This is a genomic window from Streptomyces sp. Y1 (genome assembly GCF_041053115.1).
Taxonomy (GTDB): domain Bacteria; phylum Actinomycetota; class Actinomycetes; order Streptomycetales; family Streptomycetaceae; genus Kitasatospora; species Kitasatospora rubellomurina.
In genome coordinates, this window is record NZ_CP163445.1 from 6,954,858 (window position 1) to 6,975,560 (window position 20,703).

General features: G+C 75.1%; 16 protein-coding genes. 8 read left to right on the top strand and 8 right to left on the bottom strand.

All coding sequences use genetic code 11. From position 1 onward, the window contains the following. Positions 1-160: 160 nt before the first annotated feature. Positions 161-3,448 carry an SdrD B-like domain-containing protein gene (locus tag AB2U05_RS30105; protein ID WP_369184818.1) on the bottom strand — a complete coding sequence of 1,096 codons (3,288 nt, stop codon included), beginning with the start codon at positions 3,446-3,448 and terminating at the stop codon, positions 161-163. Positions 3,449-3,654: 206 nt separating this feature from the next. Between AB2U05_RS30105 and AB2U05_RS30110 the strand changes: the two genes are divergently transcribed. Beyond that, on the top strand, positions 3,655-4,863 hold the full coding sequence (locus AB2U05_RS30110) for a 4-hydroxybenzoate 3-monooxygenase (RefSeq protein WP_369184819.1): 1,209 nt from the start codon (positions 3,655-3,657) through the stop codon (positions 4,861-4,863). A 58-nt stretch (positions 4,864-4,921) separates the two neighbouring features. Further along, a complete protein-coding gene (locus AB2U05_RS30115) occupies positions 4,922-6,652 on the top strand; it encodes a methyltransferase (RefSeq protein ID WP_369184820.1) in 1,731 nt (576 codons plus the stop codon). Between the two features lie 28 nt (positions 6,653-6,680). On the opposite strand, the gene AB2U05_RS30120 is transcribed toward AB2U05_RS30115, so the two are convergent. Beyond that, on the bottom strand, positions 6,681-8,276 hold the full coding sequence (locus AB2U05_RS30120) for an alpha/beta hydrolase (protein ID WP_369184821.1): 1,596 nt from the start codon (positions 8,274-8,276) through the stop codon (positions 6,681-6,683). Positions 8,277-8,429: 153 nt separating this feature from the next. On the opposite strand from AB2U05_RS30120, the gene AB2U05_RS30125 reads away from it, so the two are divergent. Beyond that, positions 8,430-8,966 (top strand): hypothetical protein, encoded by a 537-nt coding sequence (locus tag AB2U05_RS30125; RefSeq protein WP_369184822.1) that lies wholly within the window; start codon positions 8,430-8,432, stop codon positions 8,964-8,966. 40 nt (positions 8,967-9,006) lie between these two features. On the opposite strand, the gene AB2U05_RS30130 is transcribed toward AB2U05_RS30125, so the two are convergent. Then, positions 9,007-10,188, bottom strand: coding sequence for an agmatine/peptidylarginine deiminase (locus AB2U05_RS30130; protein ID WP_369184823.1), 1,182 nt, complete (start codon positions 10,186-10,188; stop codon positions 9,007-9,009). Between the two features lie 153 nt (positions 10,189-10,341). Here AB2U05_RS30130 and AB2U05_RS30135 point away from each other — a divergent pair, with 153 nt between their 5' ends. The 3 genes from AB2U05_RS30135 (at position 10,342) to AB2U05_RS30145 (ending at position 12,314) form a co-directional block, all read left to right on the top strand. Further along, complete coding sequence (locus tag AB2U05_RS30135; protein WP_369184824.1) at positions 10,342-10,980, top strand: TetR/AcrR family transcriptional regulator; 639 nt, start codon at positions 10,342-10,344, stop codon at positions 10,978-10,980. A 125-nt stretch (positions 10,981-11,105) separates the two neighbouring features. After that, positions 11,106-11,891: a trans-aconitate 2-methyltransferase gene (locus AB2U05_RS30140; protein WP_045702679.1), complete on the top strand. Its 786-nt coding sequence runs from the start codon at positions 11,106-11,108 to the stop codon at positions 11,889-11,891. Positions 11,892-11,957: 66 nt separating this feature from the next. Next, positions 11,958-12,314 (top strand): hypothetical protein, encoded by a 357-nt coding sequence (locus AB2U05_RS30145; RefSeq protein WP_369184825.1) that lies wholly within the window; start codon positions 11,958-11,960, stop codon positions 12,312-12,314. A 21-nt stretch (positions 12,315-12,335) separates the two neighbouring features. Here AB2U05_RS30145 and AB2U05_RS30150 read toward each other — a convergent pair whose 3' ends face one another. The 5 genes from AB2U05_RS30150 to AB2U05_RS30170 all read right to left on the bottom strand — a co-directional run bounded on the left by AB2U05_RS30150 (position 12,336) and on the right by AB2U05_RS30170 (position 17,981). Then, a complete protein-coding gene (locus AB2U05_RS30150; protein WP_045702676.1) occupies positions 12,336-13,997 on the bottom strand; it encodes an ABC transporter ATP-binding protein in 1,662 nt (553 codons plus the stop codon). Continuing rightward, positions 13,994-14,983 carry an ABC transporter permease gene (locus tag AB2U05_RS30155; protein WP_045702674.1) on the bottom strand — a complete coding sequence of 330 codons (990 nt, stop codon included), beginning with the start codon at positions 14,981-14,983 and terminating at the stop codon, positions 13,994-13,996. Before AB2U05_RS30155 ends, AB2U05_RS30150 begins: the two co-directional genes overlap by 4 nt. Continuing rightward, on the bottom strand, positions 14,980-15,984 hold the full coding sequence (locus AB2U05_RS30160; RefSeq protein ID WP_369184826.1) for an ABC transporter permease: 1,005 nt from the start codon (positions 15,982-15,984) through the stop codon (positions 14,980-14,982). Before AB2U05_RS30160 ends, AB2U05_RS30155 begins: the two co-directional genes overlap by 4 nt. Before the next feature lie 32 nt (positions 15,985-16,016). Beyond that, on the bottom strand, positions 16,017-17,735 hold the full coding sequence (locus AB2U05_RS30165) for an ABC transporter substrate-binding protein (RefSeq protein WP_369184827.1): 1,719 nt from the start codon (positions 17,733-17,735) through the stop codon (positions 16,017-16,019). A gap of 153 nt (positions 17,736-17,888) precedes the next feature. Then, positions 17,889-17,981 carry an Ms4533A family Cys-rich leader peptide gene (locus AB2U05_RS30170; protein WP_341846036.1) on the bottom strand — a complete coding sequence of 31 codons (93 nt, stop codon included), beginning with the start codon at positions 17,979-17,981 and terminating at the stop codon, positions 17,889-17,891. A gap of 899 nt (positions 17,982-18,880) precedes the next feature. Here AB2U05_RS30170 and AB2U05_RS30175 point away from each other — a divergent pair. Together AB2U05_RS30175 and AB2U05_RS30180 are read left to right on the top strand one after the other, a co-directional pair. Beyond that, positions 18,881-20,311: a LuxR C-terminal-related transcriptional regulator gene (locus AB2U05_RS30175; RefSeq protein WP_369184828.1), complete on the top strand. Its 1,431-nt coding sequence runs from the start codon at positions 18,881-18,883 to the stop codon at positions 20,309-20,311. 158 nt (positions 20,312-20,469) lie between these two features. After that, entirely contained in the window at positions 20,470-20,682 is a 213-nt protein-coding gene (locus tag AB2U05_RS30180; protein WP_045704960.1) for an MbtH family protein, read from the top strand. Positions 20,683-20,703 lie beyond the last annotated feature (21 nt).

A 20,703-nucleotide genomic window follows, 5' to 3' on the forward strand; every position in this document is an offset into this window, starting at 1 on the left:
CCCGGGCGGACTGCCTGAAGGATCGGTCAGCGCGGCGCCGTACGGCAGGCCGGCGGCGAGGAGCGCTCCCGGGGGCCGGCAACGCGCCGGTGGCGCCGCTGTGAGGCGGCGCCACCGGGGTTGTCGTGCTGGTCGGTCGGTCCTGCGGGTCGGCTCCGGGTCAGCTGTGCCGGCCCGGCCGGCGGTAGGCGACCAGGAGCAGCGCGCCGCCACCGAGGACGGCGGTGGCCGCGAGGGCCGCGATGAGCGCGTTCGGCGAGGAGCTGCCGGTGTGCGGCAGGGTGCCGCCGCTCGCCGAGGAGGTCGGGCTGTGGCTGTGGCTGTGGGTCGGGCTGACCGGCGGGGTCCCGGTGCCGGAGGTCGAGGTGGTCGGGGAAGGGGACGTCGGGGTCGGCGTCGGGCTGGGCGAGTGCGTCGGGCTCGGCGACGGCGACGGCGACGGGCTCGGCGACGGGGACGGGCTCGGCGAGGGCGACGGTGACGGGTGCGCCAGGATCACGCCCATGTCGAGGTCCAGGTCCCGCTGGCCGCCCTTGAGCGAGACCACCTGGGTGAGCCCGGTGGCCGGGTCGGCGTCCGAGTCCTTGGCCGGGTCGGTGCCGGCGCCGCGCTTGGTGACGGTGGCGCCCGCGGGCAGCGTGCTCAGGTCGAACCGGACCTGGTAGCTGCCGTCCGGCAGGTTGTCGAACAGGTAGTGCCCGGTGGCGTCGGTCACCGTGGTGACGGGATTGCCGTTCCTGTCTCGGACGGGCTGGCCGTTGCCGTCCAGCAGGTTCACCGTGACCCCGGCGATCCCGGGCTCGCCGGGCTGCTGGATGCCGGAGCCGTCCAGGTCCTGCCAGACGTAGTCGCCCAGCGCGTTGTTCGTCGGGTTGGTCCGCTTGACGGCGACACCGACCTTGGCGGGCTCGGCGGGCAGCAGTTGGCGGCCTTCGTTGTCGGTGGCGGTGAAGGCGAAGCTGTTCCAGGCGTAGTCGCCCTCGGGCGCGTCGTAGGAGGCGACCATCGGCCAGGTGAGGGTGAAGGCCGCGCCGGAGGCCAGGGAGCCGGGCCGGTGGACGCGGAACCAGGTCGCCGTCCCCGGCCCCGGGAAGGCGGTGCTCCAGCCCGCCGCGGCGTTGCAGCCGGTCCGGGTGACCAGGGCGGTCTCCACGCAGGGGTTGGGGTCGGTGGTGTACTCGATCACCACGGTCGGGTCGCTGCTGGTGATCGGCTCGCTGAGCGAGGGGGTCCAGGCGCTGCCGCGCGCCGCGTCCTGGGTGAGCACGTAGTTGTCGCCGGGGGTCGGCAGCCGGTCGTAGGCGATGAACTCGGTGACCGGGTCGGGCGAGTCGTTGCGCACGGTCATCCGGTAGGAGATCCGGCCGCCCGGGGTGGCGGTGCCGATGCTGACGTAGTCGCCGTCCAGGTCGCCCTTGACCTCCTTGTACGAGCGCAGCGCCGCCGGCGCGTCCACCTGGATCCTGGACGAGGCGTGGCACAGCAGCTCGGTGGTGTCGCCGTTGCCGTTGAGGTCGAGCACGTCGGGGGTGCTGCCGCTGTCGGAGCCGGAGAACATGCACGAGACGGGGGCGTCGGGCCGGTCGACGGTCACGTAGACGTCGTTGGTCAGCTCGCCCGCGCGGACGCTGCCGGCGACCTGGACGTCGAAGAGCATCCGGTAGGCCAGCGCGTCGTGCAGGTACGTCATGTCCGGTGCGCCGGCCGGCCACTCCATCCGGAGGACCTGGCGGCCGTCCGGGCCGGGGGTGACGGTGACGGAGCTCGGGGCCTTGGCATCCGGGTAGTTGGGGTCGGGCCGGGCCGAGCCGTCGACGTAGAGGACGCCGGCCGGGAGCACGTCGTAGAGGACGAGCGGGCGGTCGAGGTCGCGGGCGCTGCGGTTGTACGGGATGACCTGGAAGGTGGCCCGGCCGCCCGGGGCGGAGAGCTCGCCGGCGACGGTGGTCTTGGCGGCGCCGAGGTTGGTGGCCTGGGTGATGGTGGTGGAGGCGCAGGCGTTGGCGGAGGCGTTGTTGGTGCCGTCCGTCGCCGTGGTGTCCACGCAGTTGGTCAGCGGGGTGGGGGCGGTGCGGCCGTCATGGCCGGGGGTGGCGACCTGGGTGACCACCTGGACGGCGTTGCCGGGGCTCCAGCCGGTGGGGATGGGGCCGTTCCAGGTGAACCTCAGCCCGTCCAGCCAGCGGCCGGCCGGGATGCCCAGTTCGTCGTTGGCCGGGTTCCCGGCGCCGGGGACGAAGGTGATCCGCCGGTTGGCGGAGCCGTTGAACGCGCTCCCGGGGGTGAAGGTCTGCCAGGTCGGGTCGCCGTTCAGCCGGTACTGCAGGGTCAGCCGGATGCTGGTCGGGTTCCACGGCTCCAGCTGGATCGACTGCGGGTAGAGCCAGTTGTAGACGCTGTCCGTGCTGCCCGCGCCCGGGTCGGTGATCGTCAGGCTGGTGGCAGGCCCGGAGGTGTTGGTGGCGGAGAGGCTGAGCGAGTTGAGGTCGCCGTTGGTGGTGGTGTCGCGCCAGGTCTTGCTGGCGGTCACCATCACCCCGGTCGCGGGCGGCTTGAACTGGCCGGTGGTGGTGGAGGCGTCGTCCAGCTTCCGCTCGGCCTCGGTCAGCGGGGCGCCGAGCAGGTCCACGGTGTTGTCGGAGGTGGTGCCGTCCGGGAACGACGCCTCGGGGTAGTTGACGACCAGCACGCCCGGCAGGCGGCAGCCGCCGCGCCCGTTGCCGGAGGTGAACGCGCCGATGTCGTAGCCCCAGGTGTTGGGCCCGGGGGCGACCTGCGCCCAGCCCGGCGAGCGGCCGGTGTCGACCACCGCGCCGGGCGGCAGGGTGTCCAGCAGGCGGCTGGTGTCCAGGTCGACGTTGGGCACGTTGTCGGTGGCGCAGGCGCTGAACTGGTAGGTGACGGTGCGTCCGTCGCTGCTGGAGGTCTGGATCCCCTTGGTCACCGTGTACTGCGGCTGGACCTGCGCCTTGGTGTTCGCGGTGGAGGTCTGCGGGGTCTCCCCGGTGGCGCTCATGGTCGCGCTGTTGGTGGAGGACGTGCCGTTGGGGGTGGTGAAGTTGGGGTACTTCATCGTCACCGTGATGGTGGCGGTGGTGCCGGGGCTGAGGTTCTTCAGCCTGATGTCCATGCTGCCGCCCGTCGCCCCGGCGGCGGGCACGGTGGAGGCGGCCTCGTCGACCGAGGACGGGTCCGGCGTCCAGCCGACGAACTGCATGTTCGGCGGCAGGGTGTCGAGGATCTGGCCGTTGGTGCACTCGGTGATCGAGCAGGTGTAGCGCAGGGTGTACGTCACGGTCTCCCCGGGGGAGACGGTCGCCTTGTCCACGCTCTTGGTGAAGGAGATCGCGGCCTGGGCCGGTGGCGCGAGCACGCTGCTGCTGAGCAGCGAGCCCGCCACCAGGGCCAGGACCGAGGCGATCCGCCCGGTCCGGATAGGAATGCGCATACCGGGCAGTTCATCCGACCGTCCGGCCCGGTCCCCGGCGGCACGAGGACGGGCGGCGCGGATTCACGCTCCCGGCGGAGTTTCCCGGCCCGGCGACCCCGAACGGGGCCCGGCTCCGGCTCCGGATGGAGTGATGATCGCGATATTCACCAGTACGCGTGATTTTCGTCCGCGGGTGTATCCAGCGGTGATTATGCTCCATGAACATGACGAAAAATCAGACCGCAGGAGTCGCCGAGGAATCCGCGGACGTCGTGGTCCTCGGAGCCGGCGTCGCCGGACTGACCCTCGCGAACATCCTCCAGGCCGCCGGGATCGACTGCGTCGTCCTCGAACGCGCCACCCGCGCCCACGTCGAGACCCGGGCCCGGGCGGGCTTCCTCGTCCCCAACACCGCGCGCGTGCTGGACCGCCACGGCCTGGCCGAGGGCCTGCACCGCGACGGCCGCCCGCACGGCAGCTGCGAGTTCCGTACCGAGACCGGCAGCTTCCGGCTCGACTACAGCACCCTCGGCCCGTGCGAACCGCACACCGCCTACCCGCAGCAGAACCTCGTCACCGACCTGCTCGCGCACTACCTGGCCGCCGGCGGCCGGGTCCACTTCGAGACCGCGGCCGACGCCGTCCACGACATCGACGGCCCCCGGCCCACCGTCGACGCCCGGGACGCAGACGGCCGCCCCCGCCGCTGGCGGGCCCGCTACGTCGCCGGCTGCGACGGCCGGCACGGCGCCGCCCGGCGCTCCCTGCCGCCCGGCACCCGCCGCCACCAGCGCGACCACGGCGTCACCTGGCTCAGCCTGCTCGCCGAAGCCCCACCCAGCCTCGACGCGATCGGCTACGCCCTGCACCGCAACGGCTTCGCCGGACACATGACCCGCACCCCGCAGGTCACCCGCTACTACCTCCAGTACGAGCGCGGCACCCCCGCCGACGCCTGGTCCGAGGACCGCATATGGGACGAGCTCGACCTGCGGCTGGGCGCCGCCGAGCACGGCCCGCTGCGCCGCGGCCCCATCTTCCAGCGCGGCACCATCGACCTGGAGTCCGACGTCGTCGAGACCCTGCGCCACGGCTCGCTGCTGCTCGCCGGAGACGCCGCGAGCCTGCTCCCGCCGGCCGCCGCCAAGGGCGCCAACGTCGCCGTCCTGGAGGCCGAACTCCTCGCCCTGGCCCTCGTCGACGACCTCGCGCACGGCGACCCCAGCGGGCTCGACCAGTACTCCGACCGCTGCCTCGTCCACGTCTGGCGCGCCCAGGAGTTCTCCCGCTGGATGGTCCAGCTGATGCACGCCCCCGCCGGACCGGACGGCGCATCCCACTTCCACGACTCGCTGCGCCGCGCGCGGATCGAGTCGCTGCGCACCTCGCGCAGCCACCAGGACTGGTTCGCCGAGAACTACGTCGGCATCTGACCCGTCCGCACCCCTCCCTTCCCTGCCCCTTCCCCTTCCCCGAACAAGGACGCCCGCCATGATGGCGACACCGCCGGACGACATCACCGAACTGCGCGCGACAGCGGAGTTCGTCCGCACCCAGGACACCGCCGCCCTGCTCCCGCTCCTCCTCCCCGACCTCGACGAGGCCGAGCGGCAGGCCCTCGCCGCGCACTGCGGCCTCGCCCACGCCGCCCTGCTCGTCTTCCCGCCCGACGACGCCGCCCTGCGCGCCGCCCTCGCCGCCTGCGACCTGCCCGCCGACACGCCGTCCTTCCCGAGCGTCGTCGTCCGGCACCGGCTGGCCGCCCGGCACGGGCGCGCCGAGGCCGACCTCGACGTCCGGATCCTCCACCCGCGGGTGACCGGACCGGACGGCGAACCGCGCACCGTCGAGGTGTGCGCGCTCACCGTCCCGCCCGGCTCGGAGCTCGCCGGGCTCGCCGCGCACGAGCGCGCCCACCGGCACGAGGCCCACGTCGCCCTGGAGGTCGAGCAGCCCAACGCGCTGCTCCTGCACGGCCTGCGCGCCCTGCTCACCCGGCACGGCGCGGCCCCGGACGGCGGCGGCTACAACCCGCACGAGAACGGCACGGTGCTCTACTTCACCCTCCCCGCCGCGCAGGCCGGATACCGGCGGGTCGAGCTCCACGCCCACGGCAACTACCCCGGCGTCCTCGCCGACCACCTCGCGGACGGTGGCGCCCACCGCTCGGCCGAAACGCTCCTGCACCTGCTCACCGGCGCCTGGACCACCCAGGCCCTCGCGGTCAGCGCCCGGCTGGGGCTGCCCGACGCCCTCGACACCGCCACCGCCACCGACCCGCGCACCCTCGCCCGGGCACTCGGCGCCCACCAGGAGAGCCTCACCACCCTGCTGCGCTACCTCACGATGCTCGGCGCCGTCACCGAGCACCCGGACGGCTACCGCCTCACCGAGCTCGGCGCCCTGCTGCGCGCCGACACCCCCGGCTCGATGCGGGCGCTCGCGCTGATGTACGGCGGCCCGTTCTACCAGTCCTTCGCCGCCCTGGACCACACCGTCCGCACCGGCGAGGCCGCCTTCGACCACCTCTTCGGCGAGAACCACTTCGACCACTTCGCCCGCGAGCCCGAACTCGCCGCCACCTTCGACCAGTCCATGGCCGCCGGCGCCCGGATGTTCGAACCCGTCCCCGCCCACCCGGTCGTCCTCGCCGCCGCCGGGGCACCGCGCCCGGGCACCGTCGTCGACATCGCCGGCGGCAACGGCGAACTCCTCGGCCGCCTGCTCACCGCCCACCCGGGCCTGCACGGCGTGCTGCTGGAACGCCCCCACGCCGTCGAGGCCGCCCGGCGCCGGCTCGACGCCCTCGGCTGCGGCGACCGCGCCGACTACGTCACCGGGGACTTCGCCGACGTCCCGGCGGGCGCCGACGTCTACGTCCTCTCCCGCGTCCTGCACGACTGGGACGACGCCCGCTGCGCCGAGATCCTGCGCCACTGCGCCCGGGCCATGCCCGCCCACGCCGACCTGCTCATCCTCGAACGCGTCCTGCCCGCGGACGGCTCCACCTCGCTGGCCACCGCCTGGGACCTGCACATGATGTGCAACACCGGCGGCCGCGAGCGCCGCGCCGACCACTACGCCCGGCTGCTCGCCGACGCAGGGCTCCAACTCCTCGACCAGAGCCCGCTCCCGCTCGGCGGCGCCGTCCTGCACGCCCGCAGGGCCGCGGCCGCGGTGCCGCACCCCGCGGCCGCGCCGGAGGCCCGGCTGCCGGCCTGAGGCCGGGACGCCCCGCCGGCCCGGCCGGTCAGCAGGCCGTGCCGGCGGGGACGGGGCGCAGGTCGGTGAGGTAGCCGTCGACGGCGTCGCCGACGCAGGCGTTGCTGCGGCCGTACGCGGTGTGGCCCGGGCCCCGGTAGGTGAGCAGCATGCCGGCCGGGAACTGGCGGGCGAGGCCCTGGGCGTCGGCGTACGGGGTGGCCGGATCGCCGGTGGTGCCGACGACGAGGACGGGAGGAGCGTCCTTGGCGTCGACGGTGTGCGGGGCGCGGGCGGTCACGGGCCAGGTGCGGCAGACCAGTTCGTCGACCACGCCGGGAGGCCCGTAGAGCCCGGCCGCCCGGTCGGCCCGGTCCAGGGCCTCCCAGTAGGCCTGCGGGTCGCTCGGGCGGGAGACCTCCAGGCAGTTGACCGCGGTGAAGGCGTCCTCGGAGTTGTCGTACGCCGGGCCGGCCTCGCGGTGGCGGCCGGGCCGGTGGCGCCGCTGCTCGTCCTGGCCGCCGCCGAGGGCCGCGAGCTTGCTGCCGTCGCCGTCCCGGGCGGCCTTCAACGCCTCGGACAGCTCCGCCCACTGGTCCTCGGGCGTGTACATCGACAGGGTGATCGCGTTGTGCAGGTCGCGCAGGCCGATGCGGTCGTCCGTGCCGGCGACGGGCAGCGGGTCGCGCGCCGTCCGCTCGTAGAGGTCGCCGATGAGCCGGCGGATCTCGTCGGGGCCGGCCGCCGGGCAGGCGTCCCCGGCGATGCCGGCGCACTGCCGGGCGTAGTCGTCCACCGCGGCGCGGAAGGCCGCGGCCTGGTCCACCGCGCGCTGGTACCAGTCCTTGGCCGGGTCGACGGCGCCGTCGAGGACGAGGGCGCGGACGCGGTGCGGGAAGAGCTCGGCGTAGGAGGTGCCGAGGCTGGTCCCGTACGAGAAGCCGACGAAGGTCAGCTTCTCGTCGCCGAGCACCGCCCGCAGGACGTCCATGTCCCGGGCGGCGTCCGGCGTTCCGACGTGGGGCAGGAGGGCGCCGCTGCGGGCCCGGCAGGCCTGGGCGAGGCGGTCGGCGTCGGCGAGCGCGGCCCCGCGCTCCTCGTCGGTGCGGGGGTGGAGGCCGCTGCTGTACGCGCGGTCGCCGGTGCCCGCCCGGTCGCGGGCGTCGGGAGCCGGGTCGCCCTCGCGGCAGTCGACGGCCGGGGTGCTGCCGCCGACGCCGCGCGGGTCGAACCCGACGAGGTCGAACCGGTCCCGGACGCGCCGGCCGAACAGGTCGGCGCCACCGCCCTCCAGCATGGCCACCCCGGACCCGCCCGGGCCGCCCGGGTTGACCAGGAGGGAGCCGATGCGGGCGCCCGGGTCCCCGGCGCGGGCCCGGTTGAGGGGGAGGGTGAAGGTCCGGCCGTCCTCGGGGTGGGCGTAGTCCATCGGCACGGTGACGGTGGCGCACTCCAGGTCGCCGCAGGGGCTCCAGGCCGGCTTCTGCGCGTAGAAGGTGGCGAGCGCGCGGGGCACGGCGGTGCGCTTGGTGCCCGCGAGGGATCCCGTCGGATCGTCAGGGCCGCACTGCACGAGGGCGGCGCCGCCGAGGACGGCGAGGGCCAGCACGACGGCGGTGCGCTTGCGGGCGGGGGTGAACGGCATGGGAAGGCTCCTGGGGTCGGCGGCGCCGCCAGCCTGGCCCGGGCTACCTGAAGTTTCAGTGAGGAGCCCGCTACCCGCCCCGCTGCCCGCCCCGCGGCCCGCCCGTCCGGGCGCCTCATCGAAACCTCAGCTTCGCCCGGGCACGATCGGCCGATGTCGAGATGTCCGATCGAAAACGGCTGTGACCGGTGCCGGGTACGGGCGCGGCGGCGCGGGTGGGGTGCGCTCCCCGGCGTCGGCCTCGTCCGGCTGTCCACCGCCCGAGGAGGAGCCCGCCCGGCCGGTGCCGGTCAGCCGCCCCCGCCGGGCTGGGCGGCCGTCGCCCCGGCCGTCCGCTCGGCGCTCGCCGCCGCGCCGCAGGCCGCCGTCACCGTCCGGGTGCCGCCGGGGCTGCCGCCGGTGCGCGTCGGGCAGGGGGCGTTGGAGCAGGCGCTGGCCGCGGTGGTGCGCGCCGCGTGGCTGCGCACCCCGCCCGGGGCCCGGGTGCTCGTGCGCGCCGGGGTGGAGACCGGTCCGGCGGGCGGCGTGCGGGTGCTGCGGATCCGGGTCGCGGACCGGGGCCCGGACCTGGCCGGGGAGGCCAAGGTCTGGGCGCTCGCCGGGGTGCCGGCCGGCGGCGGGCGGATCACCCTCGCCGACAACCCGGCGGGCGGGCTCGTCCACGTCCTCACGCTCCCGCTCGCCGAGTAGGGCCCCTTCCCGCGCGGGCCGGCGGCCCGGGGCGCCGGCTTCAGGGCGCGGGCTGCTGCTGGGTGACGCAGTGGATGCCGCCGCCGCCGGCGCCGAGGTAGTCGATGTTGAGCTGTTCGACGGTCCGGCCGGGGAAGAGCTGCGCGAGCGCCGTCCGGGCGGCGGCGTCGGCGGCGGTGTCGCCGAACTGGGCGGAGATCACCGCGTTGTTGCAGAGGTAGTAGTTGGCGTAGGAGCCGACGAAGTTGGGGTTGGTCGAGCGGATCAGGTTGTAGTCGGGGCCCTGGAGCCGGCTGACCCGGACCGGGGTCCCCTGGGCGCTCACGGCGGCGGACAGGATCCGGTACTGCTGGCGCTCGTCGTTGGACCAGGCGTCGGTGTCGGTGGCCAGCGGCAGTTGGACGACGGCCGTGCCGGCGCCGAGGAACCGGGACGTGGCGTCGACGTGGTCGTCGGTGATGTCCTGGCCCGTGATGCCGGGGAACCAGATCACCTCGGTGGCGCCGTAGGCGGCGCACAGCGCGGCCTCGACCTGGGCCTGGGACAGGCCCGGGTTGCGGTTCGGGTTGACGATGCTGCTGAGGGTCGCCATCAGGGTGCCCGCGCCGTCGGTCTCGACGGCACCGCCTTCGGTGACCAACCCGGCGGCGGTGAACGGGATGCCGAGCCGGGCGGCGACGCGCCGGGCGACCAGGGCGTCGTTGCCGTGCGGGTTCTGCTTGTTGCCCCAGCCGTTGAAGTTGAGGCCGACCGCGTCGAGGCCGCCGGCGCCGTCGGTGCGGAAGACGGGGCCGGTGTCGCGCATCCAGCAGTCGTCGACCGGGATGTCCCCGATGACGGTGACGCCCGGGCCGCACATCGACTGCGCCCGGCCGACGCTGGCGGGGTTGGCGCACATCGTGACCGGCTCGTACGTGGCGATGGTCCGGGCGATGAGGGCGATGTTGGCCTGGGCGCCGCCGAGCTTGCCCTTCCAGATGGTGCTGTTGTCCGGCCAGGCCATCCACGTCCGGGTGTGCGGGGCGGTGTCCAGCGGCACCCGGAGGCCTGCCGCGGCCGCCCGTGCCGCCGCCGTCGTGCCGTGGCGCCCGGCGGCGGCCGCTCGTCCGCCGCCGGCCGCGGTGAGCGCGGCGGCGGCCGCGCCCAGCCCGGCGGCGGTCAGGAACCCCCGTCTGTCCAGGCCTTCGCCGGCCGGCCGCCGGGATCCGAGGTGGTCGTTCATGCCTGCCTCCCTGTCAATGTCCAAGAGCTGAACCGGAGTTGGCAGGAACGGTAGAACTGGCCAAGCGCTCGGTCAAGAGTTCGCGCAGGCCCCGGCCCGGCAGGCCGGCCGATCGCAACTCCTCAGGCCCGCGCGGTCGTTACAGTGGCGGCCATGGCAACTGAGCTGACAGGCGCGGCCCCGGGACCGTCCGCCGGGCCGGGTGGCGGCACCCGGCCGCGATCGTCCGCCAAGGGCGAGCAGACCCGGGCCCGGCTGATCGCGGCGGCCCGCACCCTGCTGGCCGGCGACGGCGCCGGGCGGTTCACCACGCGCAACGTGGCCGCGCTGTGCGGGGTCTCGCACGGCATGTGCCACTACCACTTCGCGGACCGCACCGAGCTGATCGTCGCGGTGGTCGAGGACATCCGGCCCGAGTGGATCGCGCCCCTCGAGGAGGCGGTCGGCGGGCCCGGCGGCCACGCCGAGCAGGCGGAGCGGGTGCTCGCGCTGCTGACCCGGCCGGAGAGCCCCGACCTGGCCCGGCTGCACGCGGCGCTGCACTGGCTCGCGCTCAACGACGAACGGGTCCGGGAGAGCCTGGAGGCGGAGTACGGGCGGTGGCGGTCCTGCTTCGTGCGCCTGTTCCGGGCGCTGGTGGAGGAGCGCGGCGCCGACGTCGACCCCGTCCCGCTCGGCGAGGCCTTCGCGGCCGCGGTGGACGGACTCGCCGCGATCGGCTCGCTCGACGGCACCGTGGACGCGGAGCGGGTGCTGCGGACCCTGATGGCCGCGCTGTCGGCCACGGTGTGACCGGGCCGCGCCCCCGGGCCCGGCCGCGCGGGGCGCGACACGCGGGCAGGAACGTGCCTGCGGCCCGGCGGCGCCCGGCCCCGCTGGAATGGGCCGACACCGCCCACCGCCAGGGGAGACCACGGATGAACGCGACGACCACGGACGACGACCCGGTCCGGGTGCTCGACGTCTCGGGCGCCGACTACCGCCGCGCCTTCGAGCTCTTCCTCGCGGGCACGGACGAGAAGCCGCGCACCCACGCCCGGCTGAGCGAGCTCGTGGCCGCCCTGCCGCACCGCCGGGTCCTGCTGGACGTCGGCGCCGGCGAGGGCCGCACCACCGCCCACCTCGCCCGGTCCTTCGAGCGCACCATCGCCATCGAGCCCAGCGCGGCCATGCGCGAGAAGCTGCGCACCGCCTGCCCGGGCGCGCTCGTCCTCCCGGAGCCCGTCGACTCGGCCCGGCCGCCGGAGCCGGCCGACCTCGTCCACATCTCCCACGTGCTCTACTACGTCCCCGAACCGCGGTGGCTGCCCACCGTCACCCGGGCCCGCGGGTGGACGGCCCCGGGCGGGACCCTGCTGGTCGTCCTGCAGAGCCCGGAGAGCCCCTGCATGCGGATGGCCGCCCACTTCACCGGCGCCCGCTACGACCTGCGCCCGCTCGCCGACCGCCTGCGCGAGCAGCACCCGGCCGACGAGCTGGCGCTGGAGAGCCTCGACCTGCACTACCGCACGCCGCACCTGGACGAGGCGGTGGACGTCGCCGAGTTCATGGTCAACGTCGCCGACCTGGCCACCCTCGACCCCCGCCCCTCCCGGGCCGCGCTGACCGCGTACGTGCGGCGGAACTTCACCCAGCCGGACGGGAGTTACCTGATCGGCCACACCCAGGACATGCTCATCGTCCGCCGCTCCCCGGCCGGCTGACCGGCCCCTGGCGCGTCGCGGGCCGCCGCGCTACGCTGCCGCGGCACGCGACGACGGGGAGGCGCCATGGCGGGGGAGCAGCCCGAGCCCCGGTACGCGACCGGGCTGAGGGCCGGGCTGGAACTGGTCGGCTGGATCGGCCTGCCGATCGCGCTCTGGCCGCACTCGGTCCCGCTGGCGATCGGCGTGGACGTGCTGCTGATCGGCGTCCCCGCGCTCCTACAGACCCCCGGCGATAAGCCGGGCACGATCATCGCCGTACCCGGCTGGGTCACCGTCCTGATGGTGCTCGCCCAACTGGCCGGCGCCGTCTGCGCCGCCTGGCTGCTGTTCCCGGCCTGGGCGGCGGTGCCGGTCGGACTCCTCGCCCTCGCCTGCTGCGGCACCGAACTGCCGCGCTGGCGGCGCCTGCTGGGGGTCTGAGCCGGCGCCCGGCGGGCCCGGTCAGGCGCCGGCGGCGGCGAGCCGGGCGTGGCGGCGGGCGGTCGCCTCGACCGGGTCCAGGACCGGGACGGCCGCCAGCAGGCCCTTGGTGTACGGGTGTTGGGGGGAGTCGTACACCGTGTCGGCGTCGCCCTGTTCCACGATCCGGCCGGCCCGCATCACCGCGACCCGGTCGCTCACCTGCCGGACCACGGCGAGGTCGTGCGCGACGAAGACCAGGGCGAGGCCGAGGTCGCGCTGCAACTCGCCCAGCAGCGCGACCACGTGGGCCTGGGTGGTGACGTCCAGGGCGGAGACCGGCTCGTCGCAGACGATCAGCCGTGGCCCGGGCGCCAGCGCCCGGGCGATGCCGACCCGCTGCCGCTGGCCGCCGGAGAACTCGTGCGGGTAGCGGTGGTACCAGTCGGCGTCCAGGCCCACCCGTTCGAGGAGTTCGCCGACCCGGGCGCGGATGCGGCGCTCGTCGCGCTCGCCCGCGACGCGCAGCGGGTCGGCGACGGACTCCCCGATCGTGCGGCGCGGGTTGAGCGAGGCCACCGGGTCCTGGAAGACCATCTGCAGTTCCCGGCGCAGCGGGCGCAGCTCCCGCTCGCCGAGCGCTCCGATGTCCCGGCCGCGGTAGTGCAGCCGGCCGCCGGTCGGCTCCAGCAGCCGGACGAGCATCCGCCCGAGGGTGGTCTTGCCGGAGCCGGACTCGCCGACGATGCCGAGCGTCTCGCCGGCCCGCACGGTGAGCGAGACGCCGTCCACGGCGGTGACCGGGGCGGTGCGCCGGGTGAGGCCGCCGCGGGTGGCGAACTCCCGCCGCAGGTCGGTGGCTTCGAGCAGGACCTCGCCGGGCCCGGTCCCCTGGCCCGGGGCCGCCGGGGCGTCGATCCGGGGCACCGCGGACAGCAGCGCCCGGGTGTACGGCTCGCGGGGCGCGCCCAGGACGTCGGCGACCGGGCCGTGCTCCACCGCGCGGCCGTCCTTCATCACCAGCACCCGGTCGACGCTGCCGGCGACCACGCCCAGGTCGTGGGTGACCAGGACCAGCCCGGCCCCGGTCTCGGTGCGCAACTCGTGCAGCAGGTCGAGGATCTGGGCCTGGACGGTGACGTCCAGCGCGGTCGTCGGCTCGTCGGCGACCAGCAGCCGCGGCTCGCAGGCCAGGGCCATCGCGATCAGCACCCGCTGGCGCATGCCGCCGCTGAACTCGTGCGGGCGCGAGCGGGAGCGCCGGGCCGGGTCGGCGATGCCGACCCGGTCGAGCACCTCGACGGCCCGGGCCCGGGCGGCGCGGCGGGAGACCGGCCGGTGGACCCGGACGACCTCGGCGATCTGGTCCCCGACCGCGTGGTACGGGTCCAGCGCGGAGAGCGGGTCCTGGAACACCATGGCCGCCGATCCGCCGCGCAGGCGCCGGAGTTCCTCGCCCTCGGCGGTGACGGCGTCGACGCCGGCGACCAGGACCGAGCCGCCGGTCCGGGCACCGGTGCCGCGGTGCAGGCCGAGCAGGGCGGAGGCGACGGTGCTCTTGCCGGAGCCGGACTCGCCGACGATGCCGAGCGCCTGCCCGGCCTCCAGGGTGAAGCCGACGCCGTCGACGGCGCGCAGGTGGCCGTCGCCGACCGGGAAGTCGACGACCAGGTCCCGTACCTGGACCAGGGGTTCGGGGCTCACGTCAGGACCACCCTTCGGTCGGTCACCGCGTACAGCACGTCCGCGACGACGTTGGCGAGGACCACGCAGAACCCCGTGACCAGGGTGAGGCCGACGACGGTCGGCAGGTCGATCAGGCCGACCGAGGTGACCAGCAGCTTGCCGAGCCCCGGGAGGCCGAACAGCGACTCGGTCAGCACGGCGGAGCCGAACATCGTCCCGAGGTCCAGGGCGGTGAGCGCGATCACCGGGGTGAGCGCGCCGCGCAGCGCGTGCCGCGTCACCAGGCGCCGCTCGCCCACGCCGTACGCCCGGAAGGTCCGGATGTGGTCCTCGGCGAGGGTCTCCAGCACGGCCGAGCGGGTCAGCCGGGCGTACTTGGCGGACTCGATGAGCGCGAGGGAGAACCAGGGCAGCAGCAGGCCCCAGAACCACTGCTGGGGGTCCTCGGTCAGCGGCGTGTAGCTCGGGAACGGCAGCCACCGGAGCTGGGCGCACAGGACGATGAGCAGCACCAGGCCGATGACGAACACCGGGACGGCGGTGCCGGCCAGGGTGAGCGCGGTCAGCAGCCGCTCGCCGAGCCGGCCCCGGCGCAGCGCCGAGAGCAGCCCGGTGCCGACCCCGAGGACCAGCCAGATCACCATCGCGCCGAGGGCCAGCGAGGCCGTCACCGGGAGCCGGGCGGCGATCATGTCGGTGACCTGCTCGCCGCTGCGGTAGGAGACGCCCAGGCAGGGCGCCGGGCAGTGCAGCAGGCCCGTTCCGGCGCTGAAGTCGCGGCCGGCCACGATGCCCTGGAGGAAGTGGGCGTACTGCAGGTGCACCGGCGCGTCGAGGCCGAGCCGTTCGCGCACCTGGAGGACCTGGGCGGGGCTGCACTTCTCGCCGCAGGCCAGTTGGGCGGGGTCGCCGGGGGCGAGGTAGAAGACCGCGTAGACGACCAGGGAGATGGCCAGCAGGACGCCGACCAGGCCGAGGGCCTTGCGGAGCAGGAAGCGGATCACGCGGCGGCCTCCCCGGTGGTGCCCGGCCCGCCGGGCCCGCCCGTGGTGCCGACCCGCAGCCGCGAGGTGGCGCGGGGATCGAGCTCGGTGCGGACGGCGTCGCCGAGCACGGTGAAGGCGAGCACGGTGGCGAACAGCAGCGCGGACGGCAGCAGGACGTACATCGGGTCCGCGCGGAACCAGGTGGTCGCGCCGGAGAGCATCTGGCCCCAGGACGAGGTCGGCGGTTTGACGCCCACGCCGAGGAAGGACAGCCCGGCCTCGGAGACCACGTTGGTCGGCAGCAGCACCGCCGCGTAGGTGAGGACGGGCGCGGCCAGCGCCGGCAGCAGCTCCCGGCGGGCGATCCGCCACCGGGTGGCGCCGGCGAGCCGGGCCGCGGCGACGTGGTCGAGCTGCTTGAGGCTCAGCGTCTGGGCCCGGACCAGCCGGGAGGTGCCGGCCCAGCCCAGCAGCCCGATGACCAGGGTGAGCAGCAGCGGGCGGGAGAAGTCGGTGGGCACGACAGCCATCAGCGAGATGGCGAAGACCAGCGAGGGCAGCGCGAGCATCACCTCGGTGGTGTTGCCGATCAGCTGGTCGAGCAGCCGGCTGCCGAGGCCCGCCGCGAGGCCGAGCAGGACGCCGATGGCGACCTGGACGAGGGTGGCGCCGACCGCGACGAGCAGCGAGATCCGGGCGCCGTGGACGAGCCGGGCGAACACGTCCCGCCCGGTGCCCGGTTCGACGCCGAGCCAGTGCTCGGCGCTGACGCCGCCGAAGGAGCCGGTGGGCACGCCGCCGGCCGCCGAGTCCAGCAGGTCGTTGTGGTAGCTGGTGGGGTCCTGCCCCTCGACCGCGGTGAGCAGCGGTGCCGCCGCCGCGGTCAGGACGAGCAGGACGACGACGAGGCCGGCGGCGCGGACGGTGCGCCGCGCGAGCAGCCGCCGCCACACCTGCCGCCCCCCGGCGGCCGGGGCGGCCGCGCGGGCCTCCCCGGCTCGGGTTTCCCGTGGTGCCATGGTTGTTCGACCGATCCGTCCGATCCCGCCCGCTACTTGACCGCGACCTGGGAGATGTCGAGCACGCCGGTCCAGTCGCTGATGACGATGTTGCGCACGTTCTTGCCGTACAGCCGCTTGTAGACGGGGTGGAACAGCGGGACGGTGAGGGCCTGTTCGCCGATCCGCTGGTCCAGGGCGCCCCAGCGCTTGGCGGCCTCGGCGTGGTCGGTGATCTTGTTGATCCGGTCGATCTCGTCGTTCACCGAAGCGTCGTCCAGCTGCGCGGAGTTGAAGTTGTAGCCGTCGGTGACGATCTGCCGGCCGTCGAAGATCGGCGCGAGGAACGGGCCGCCGGACGGCCAGTCGGCGCCCCAGCCGGAGAGGAAGAAGCCGGGCTCGGTGCCGACGGTGTGGATCGTCTTGGAGTACCGGGTGGAGTCCAGGGCTTCGAGCCGGACGGTGATGCCGGCGGCCTTCAGGCCGTCCTGGACGGCGGTGGCCAGGTTGGGGCCGTAGCCCTTGCCGGTGTCGGTGGAGTGGGTGAGCGTGACGGTCAGGCCGTCCGGGTAACCGGCCTCCTTCAGCGCCTCCTTGGCCTTCTCCGGGTTGCCGGTGGCGCCGGCCGGGAACGGGTCGTACGGCGTGTACCCGAAGGTCTCCTGGGCGGGCAGATAGGTGGTGGCGGCCTCGGCGAGCGAGGAGCCGCCGGCGGCGTTGACGACCGAGGTGCGGTTGAGCGCGTAGGCGATCGCCTGCCGGACCTTGGGGTTGTCGAAGGGCTTCACCTTGGGGTTGAAGGCCAGGTAGTTGACGTAGCCGAAGTGGCCGGTGCCGACGCGTGCGGCGAGGGCCTTGTCGTCCTTCACCTGGGCGAGTTCGGAGGGGCCGAGGTTGGTGTCGGTGGTGACGGCGGCCGCGTCGGCGCCGGTGCCGGCGGAGAGCCGCTGGTTGATCACCGCCGGGTCGAGCCCGGACTGGACGTCGATGGTGTCCGGGTAGGCCTTGCGCTGGTCGTCCGTCGCCGCCGACCAGTTGGGGTTGCGCTTGAGGACGAGGTGCGCGCCGTCGTTCTCGTTCTTCTCGACCTGGTAGGGGCCGGAGGAGACCGGGTGATCCTGGTACTTCGTGCCGGTGTCCTTGGCCTTCGGGACGGGGGCGAACTGGGTCTGGGTGGCCAGGTACGGGAAATCGCCCTCGGGCTTGGCGAGGTGGAAGACGATGGTCTTCGCGTCCGGCGTCTCGATGGAGTCCAGCGTGCGGCCGTCCTTGTACGGCCCCTGGTAGTCGGCGGCGCCGACCAGCCAGTCCCTCAAGTACGGCGCGCCGCCGGAGAGTTCCGGGGCGAAGGAGCGCTCGATGCCGTACTTGATGTCGGCGGTGGTGATCGGCGAGCCGTCCTCGAAGGTGAGGCCGTCCTTGAGGTGGTACGTCCACACCGTCGCGCCCTCGGACGGGGTGCCGGTGTCGGTGGCGAGGTCGGGGACGACCTTGGTGCCGGCCGCGCCGTCGGCCCGGTTGCGGGTGGTGAGGGTGCGGAAGACCAGGGAGGGCACGTTGCCGCCGCCGGAGGTGTACAGCCGGGCGGGGTCGAACTGGTCCTGCGGGTTCTGGTTGAGGACGGTGAGGGTGCCGCCCCGCTGCGGTGCGGCGTCCTTGCCGGTGCCGCCACCGCCGTCCGCCTTCGGTCCGCACGCCGCGGCTCCGACGACCAGGGCGACGGTGGCGCTCGCCGCGGCGAGTCGGCGAGGGGTGGAGGTGGGTCGAGACATCGGAAAAGGGGCCTTTCGCTACCGATGGTGTACGGAGGAAGGCGGGCGGCAGTGCGGCCTGGGCCTGGGGAAGGGAGGAGCGGCACCGCGCCCGCGGGGAAGGGGCGATGCCCCGAGGCGGCGATCACCGCAAACGCGTCGGGGCAGGCGGATTCAGCGACAGAGGTTGTCGGAGACGCAGTGCGTGGCCACGCCGATCAGCGCCAGCTCGATGGCGGCGCACTCGATCGGGTGACGGTCGGACATGGCGAGAAGACTGTATGACTTCAAGCGGAATGTCAAAGGTGCGTTTACCGCCCGTCGATGGCGCGAGCGGGCGTCCGCCGGCGGCGGGGTGTCGGGTTTCGTTGCGTTGTGTTTCGGCGGTGCGGGCGGATCGCCCCGGGTTCGGGCCGATCGTCCCGATCCGCGGCCCCGGGGGCGGCGGAACAGGACGCTCGCCTTCCGTTCCGGGGGCGGTGTTTCGTCGCGGCGATGGCGGAGCGGTCCGCCGGTCGATCGGCCACGACATGTCTCCTGAACGTGCATGGCGCGCAGATGAGACCTGCGGTTCCTCCCGGTCGGCCCGCCCGCCGTGCGAGCCTTCTTCCACCGGCAGCCGCCCCACCGGCGACCGCCCACCTGACGGCACGTCACGAAGCAGATGGGGAAGGGAGATCCCGTGGAACAGAGGTTCGCGCGCCGTAGCGGCCGGGCGCGTCTCTGAGGGCCGGCCGACACCGCACCCGCGTCGGGCCGATCGGCCCGGCGGCGGTTCCTAACCGAAGCGCGTAGACGAACTGTCAACGACTTCGTCAACCGAATGCCCACGGCCCCCGGGCAGAGTCCTCCGTGTACGCCGACGACGCGTCGGCGGGAAGCACCGAGGGGGCGGGCCGTCATGAGCGACCTCGCGCGGACGCGGCACCCGTGGGGCGCGCCGGCGGCCGCCGCCGTGAGCGCCGGCGCGGGCCGGCCGGGCCCTCGCCCGGCCCCCGCCGCCCGGCCGGGCCGTCAACCCGGCTGCCGGACCGCCGAGTCGAGCTCCCGGCCGGTCCGCCTTCCCGCCGCCGCCCGGACGGGCGATGCGCCGCGCCGCCGCGCCGCGTGCGGCGCCACCCGCCCGTCCTGAACCACCCTCCCCGAATCAGAGGTGAGACACCGTGATGCCCTCCAGTCCCCGATCGGCCGCCGTCCACGAGCGCGTGGTGGAGGCCACCGCCGCCTTCCTGGCCTGCCGCGACTCGGCCGGATGGCGCGGTTCGCCCGCCCGCATGCGCGAGCTGGCGGCCACCGCCCCCGCCGCCATCGAGCCGTTCGCCTGCGGGCTGGTCACCGAACACGAGGCCGGGAACGGCACGTTGTCGGCGGCCGACGCCCTCGCGCGGGTACTGCCCCGGCTGACGGCCCCCGTGGACCCCCGGCTGCGCACCGGCTGGCTGGGATCCGCGGCCACCCTGCTGCAGTGGGCCGACCGCCTGGACGCCGCCCGGGCCCTGGCCGAGGGCTTCCTGCCCGCGCCGCCCGTCCTCCCGGACCTGGCCGACGCCGGAGTGCGCCGCCTGCTCGGCGTACGGGCCGAAGCGGCCCTGCGGGGCGGGGAGTTCCACCAGGTCCTCGCCGAGAACGGCCCGCTGCTCGCCGCGTGCGCCGGGCGGGGCGTCCGGCTGCCCCGGCTGGTGGCGGCGGTGGCGCTCGCGCACCACGAGCTCGGCCACCGGGACACCGCCCGGCAGCTGCTGGCCACCGCCGAAGCGGGCGAGGACCGGGCCCAGGACAGTGCCGACGACGCCGGGGCGCGACACGAACTCCTTTACGCCCGTGCGCTGGTGCACGCCGCCGAGGGCCACTGGCAGGCCGCGCTCGACGACCACCTCGCCTGCGGCGCCGGCCAGGACGCCCGCGCCTTCGTCAGCCCCGCGGCCACCCCCTGGCGCTCCGGCGCGGCCCTGGCCCTGGTCAGGCTCGGCCGACCCGCGCAGGCCGCGGGCCTCGCCGAGGAGGAGCTGGGCCACGCCCGGACCTGGGGAACGGCCCGCGCCGTCGGCCGGGCACTGCGGGCCCGCGCCGCGGCCGCGGGCGGCCGCCGGGCGCTGGAGGCCCTGGAGGAGGCCGTGGACGTGCTGCGGACCGCGCCGGCACCCGTGGAACTCGTCGAGGCCCTGATCGACCTCGGCCGCGCCCGGATCGCCGCCGGCAGCGAGCGCCAGGGCCGCGACGACCTGCGCGAGGCCCTGGCCCTGGCGCGGCGGCTGGCGGCCCCGGGCCCCGCCGCCCGGCCGGAGCCCGCGGCCACCGCCGGCCCGGCCCGGGCCACCGGGCGCCTGGTCCGGGCCGCCGAGGAGGCGCTGCGGGCCGGGAGCGGCCGCCGGACCGAGCGGGACCGGGCCGGCAGCGCCAAGCTGACCCGGTCCGAGCAGCGCATCACCGAACTGGCGGTCCGGGGGCGGACGAACGCCGAGATCGGCGCCGAACTCTGCCTGGCCCGGCGCACCGTGGAGACCCACCTCACCAACGCCTACCGCAAGCTCGGCGTGACCCGCCGCACCCAACTCGCCACCCACCTGGGCTGGGTGGACACCACCGCGGTGCCGTAGGAGGGCGCGGCGGTGCGTCCGCGGAGTTCGTGGTCTTCCACGATGCCGGGCGCCCGCCCGCCCGGCATCGTGGAGACCGCGCCGGACGGCCCCCGCCACGGCCCGCCGCGCCGCCGGCGCACCGCCACCGAACTCCGAGCACCGGAAGAGGACTTCCCATGGCCAACCCCTTCGAGGACGACGACAGCGACTACCTGGTGCTGACGAACGAGGAGAACCAGCACTCGCTCTGGCCCGTGAGCATCGAGGTGCCCGCCGGCTGGACCGTCAGCTTCGGCAAGGACACCCGGGCCGCCTGCCTCGACCACATCGAGCGCACCTGGACCGACATGCGCCCGGCCTCGCTGGCCGCCCTCACCCCGCAGTCCTGACCGGCTCCCGTCCAGAAGGCC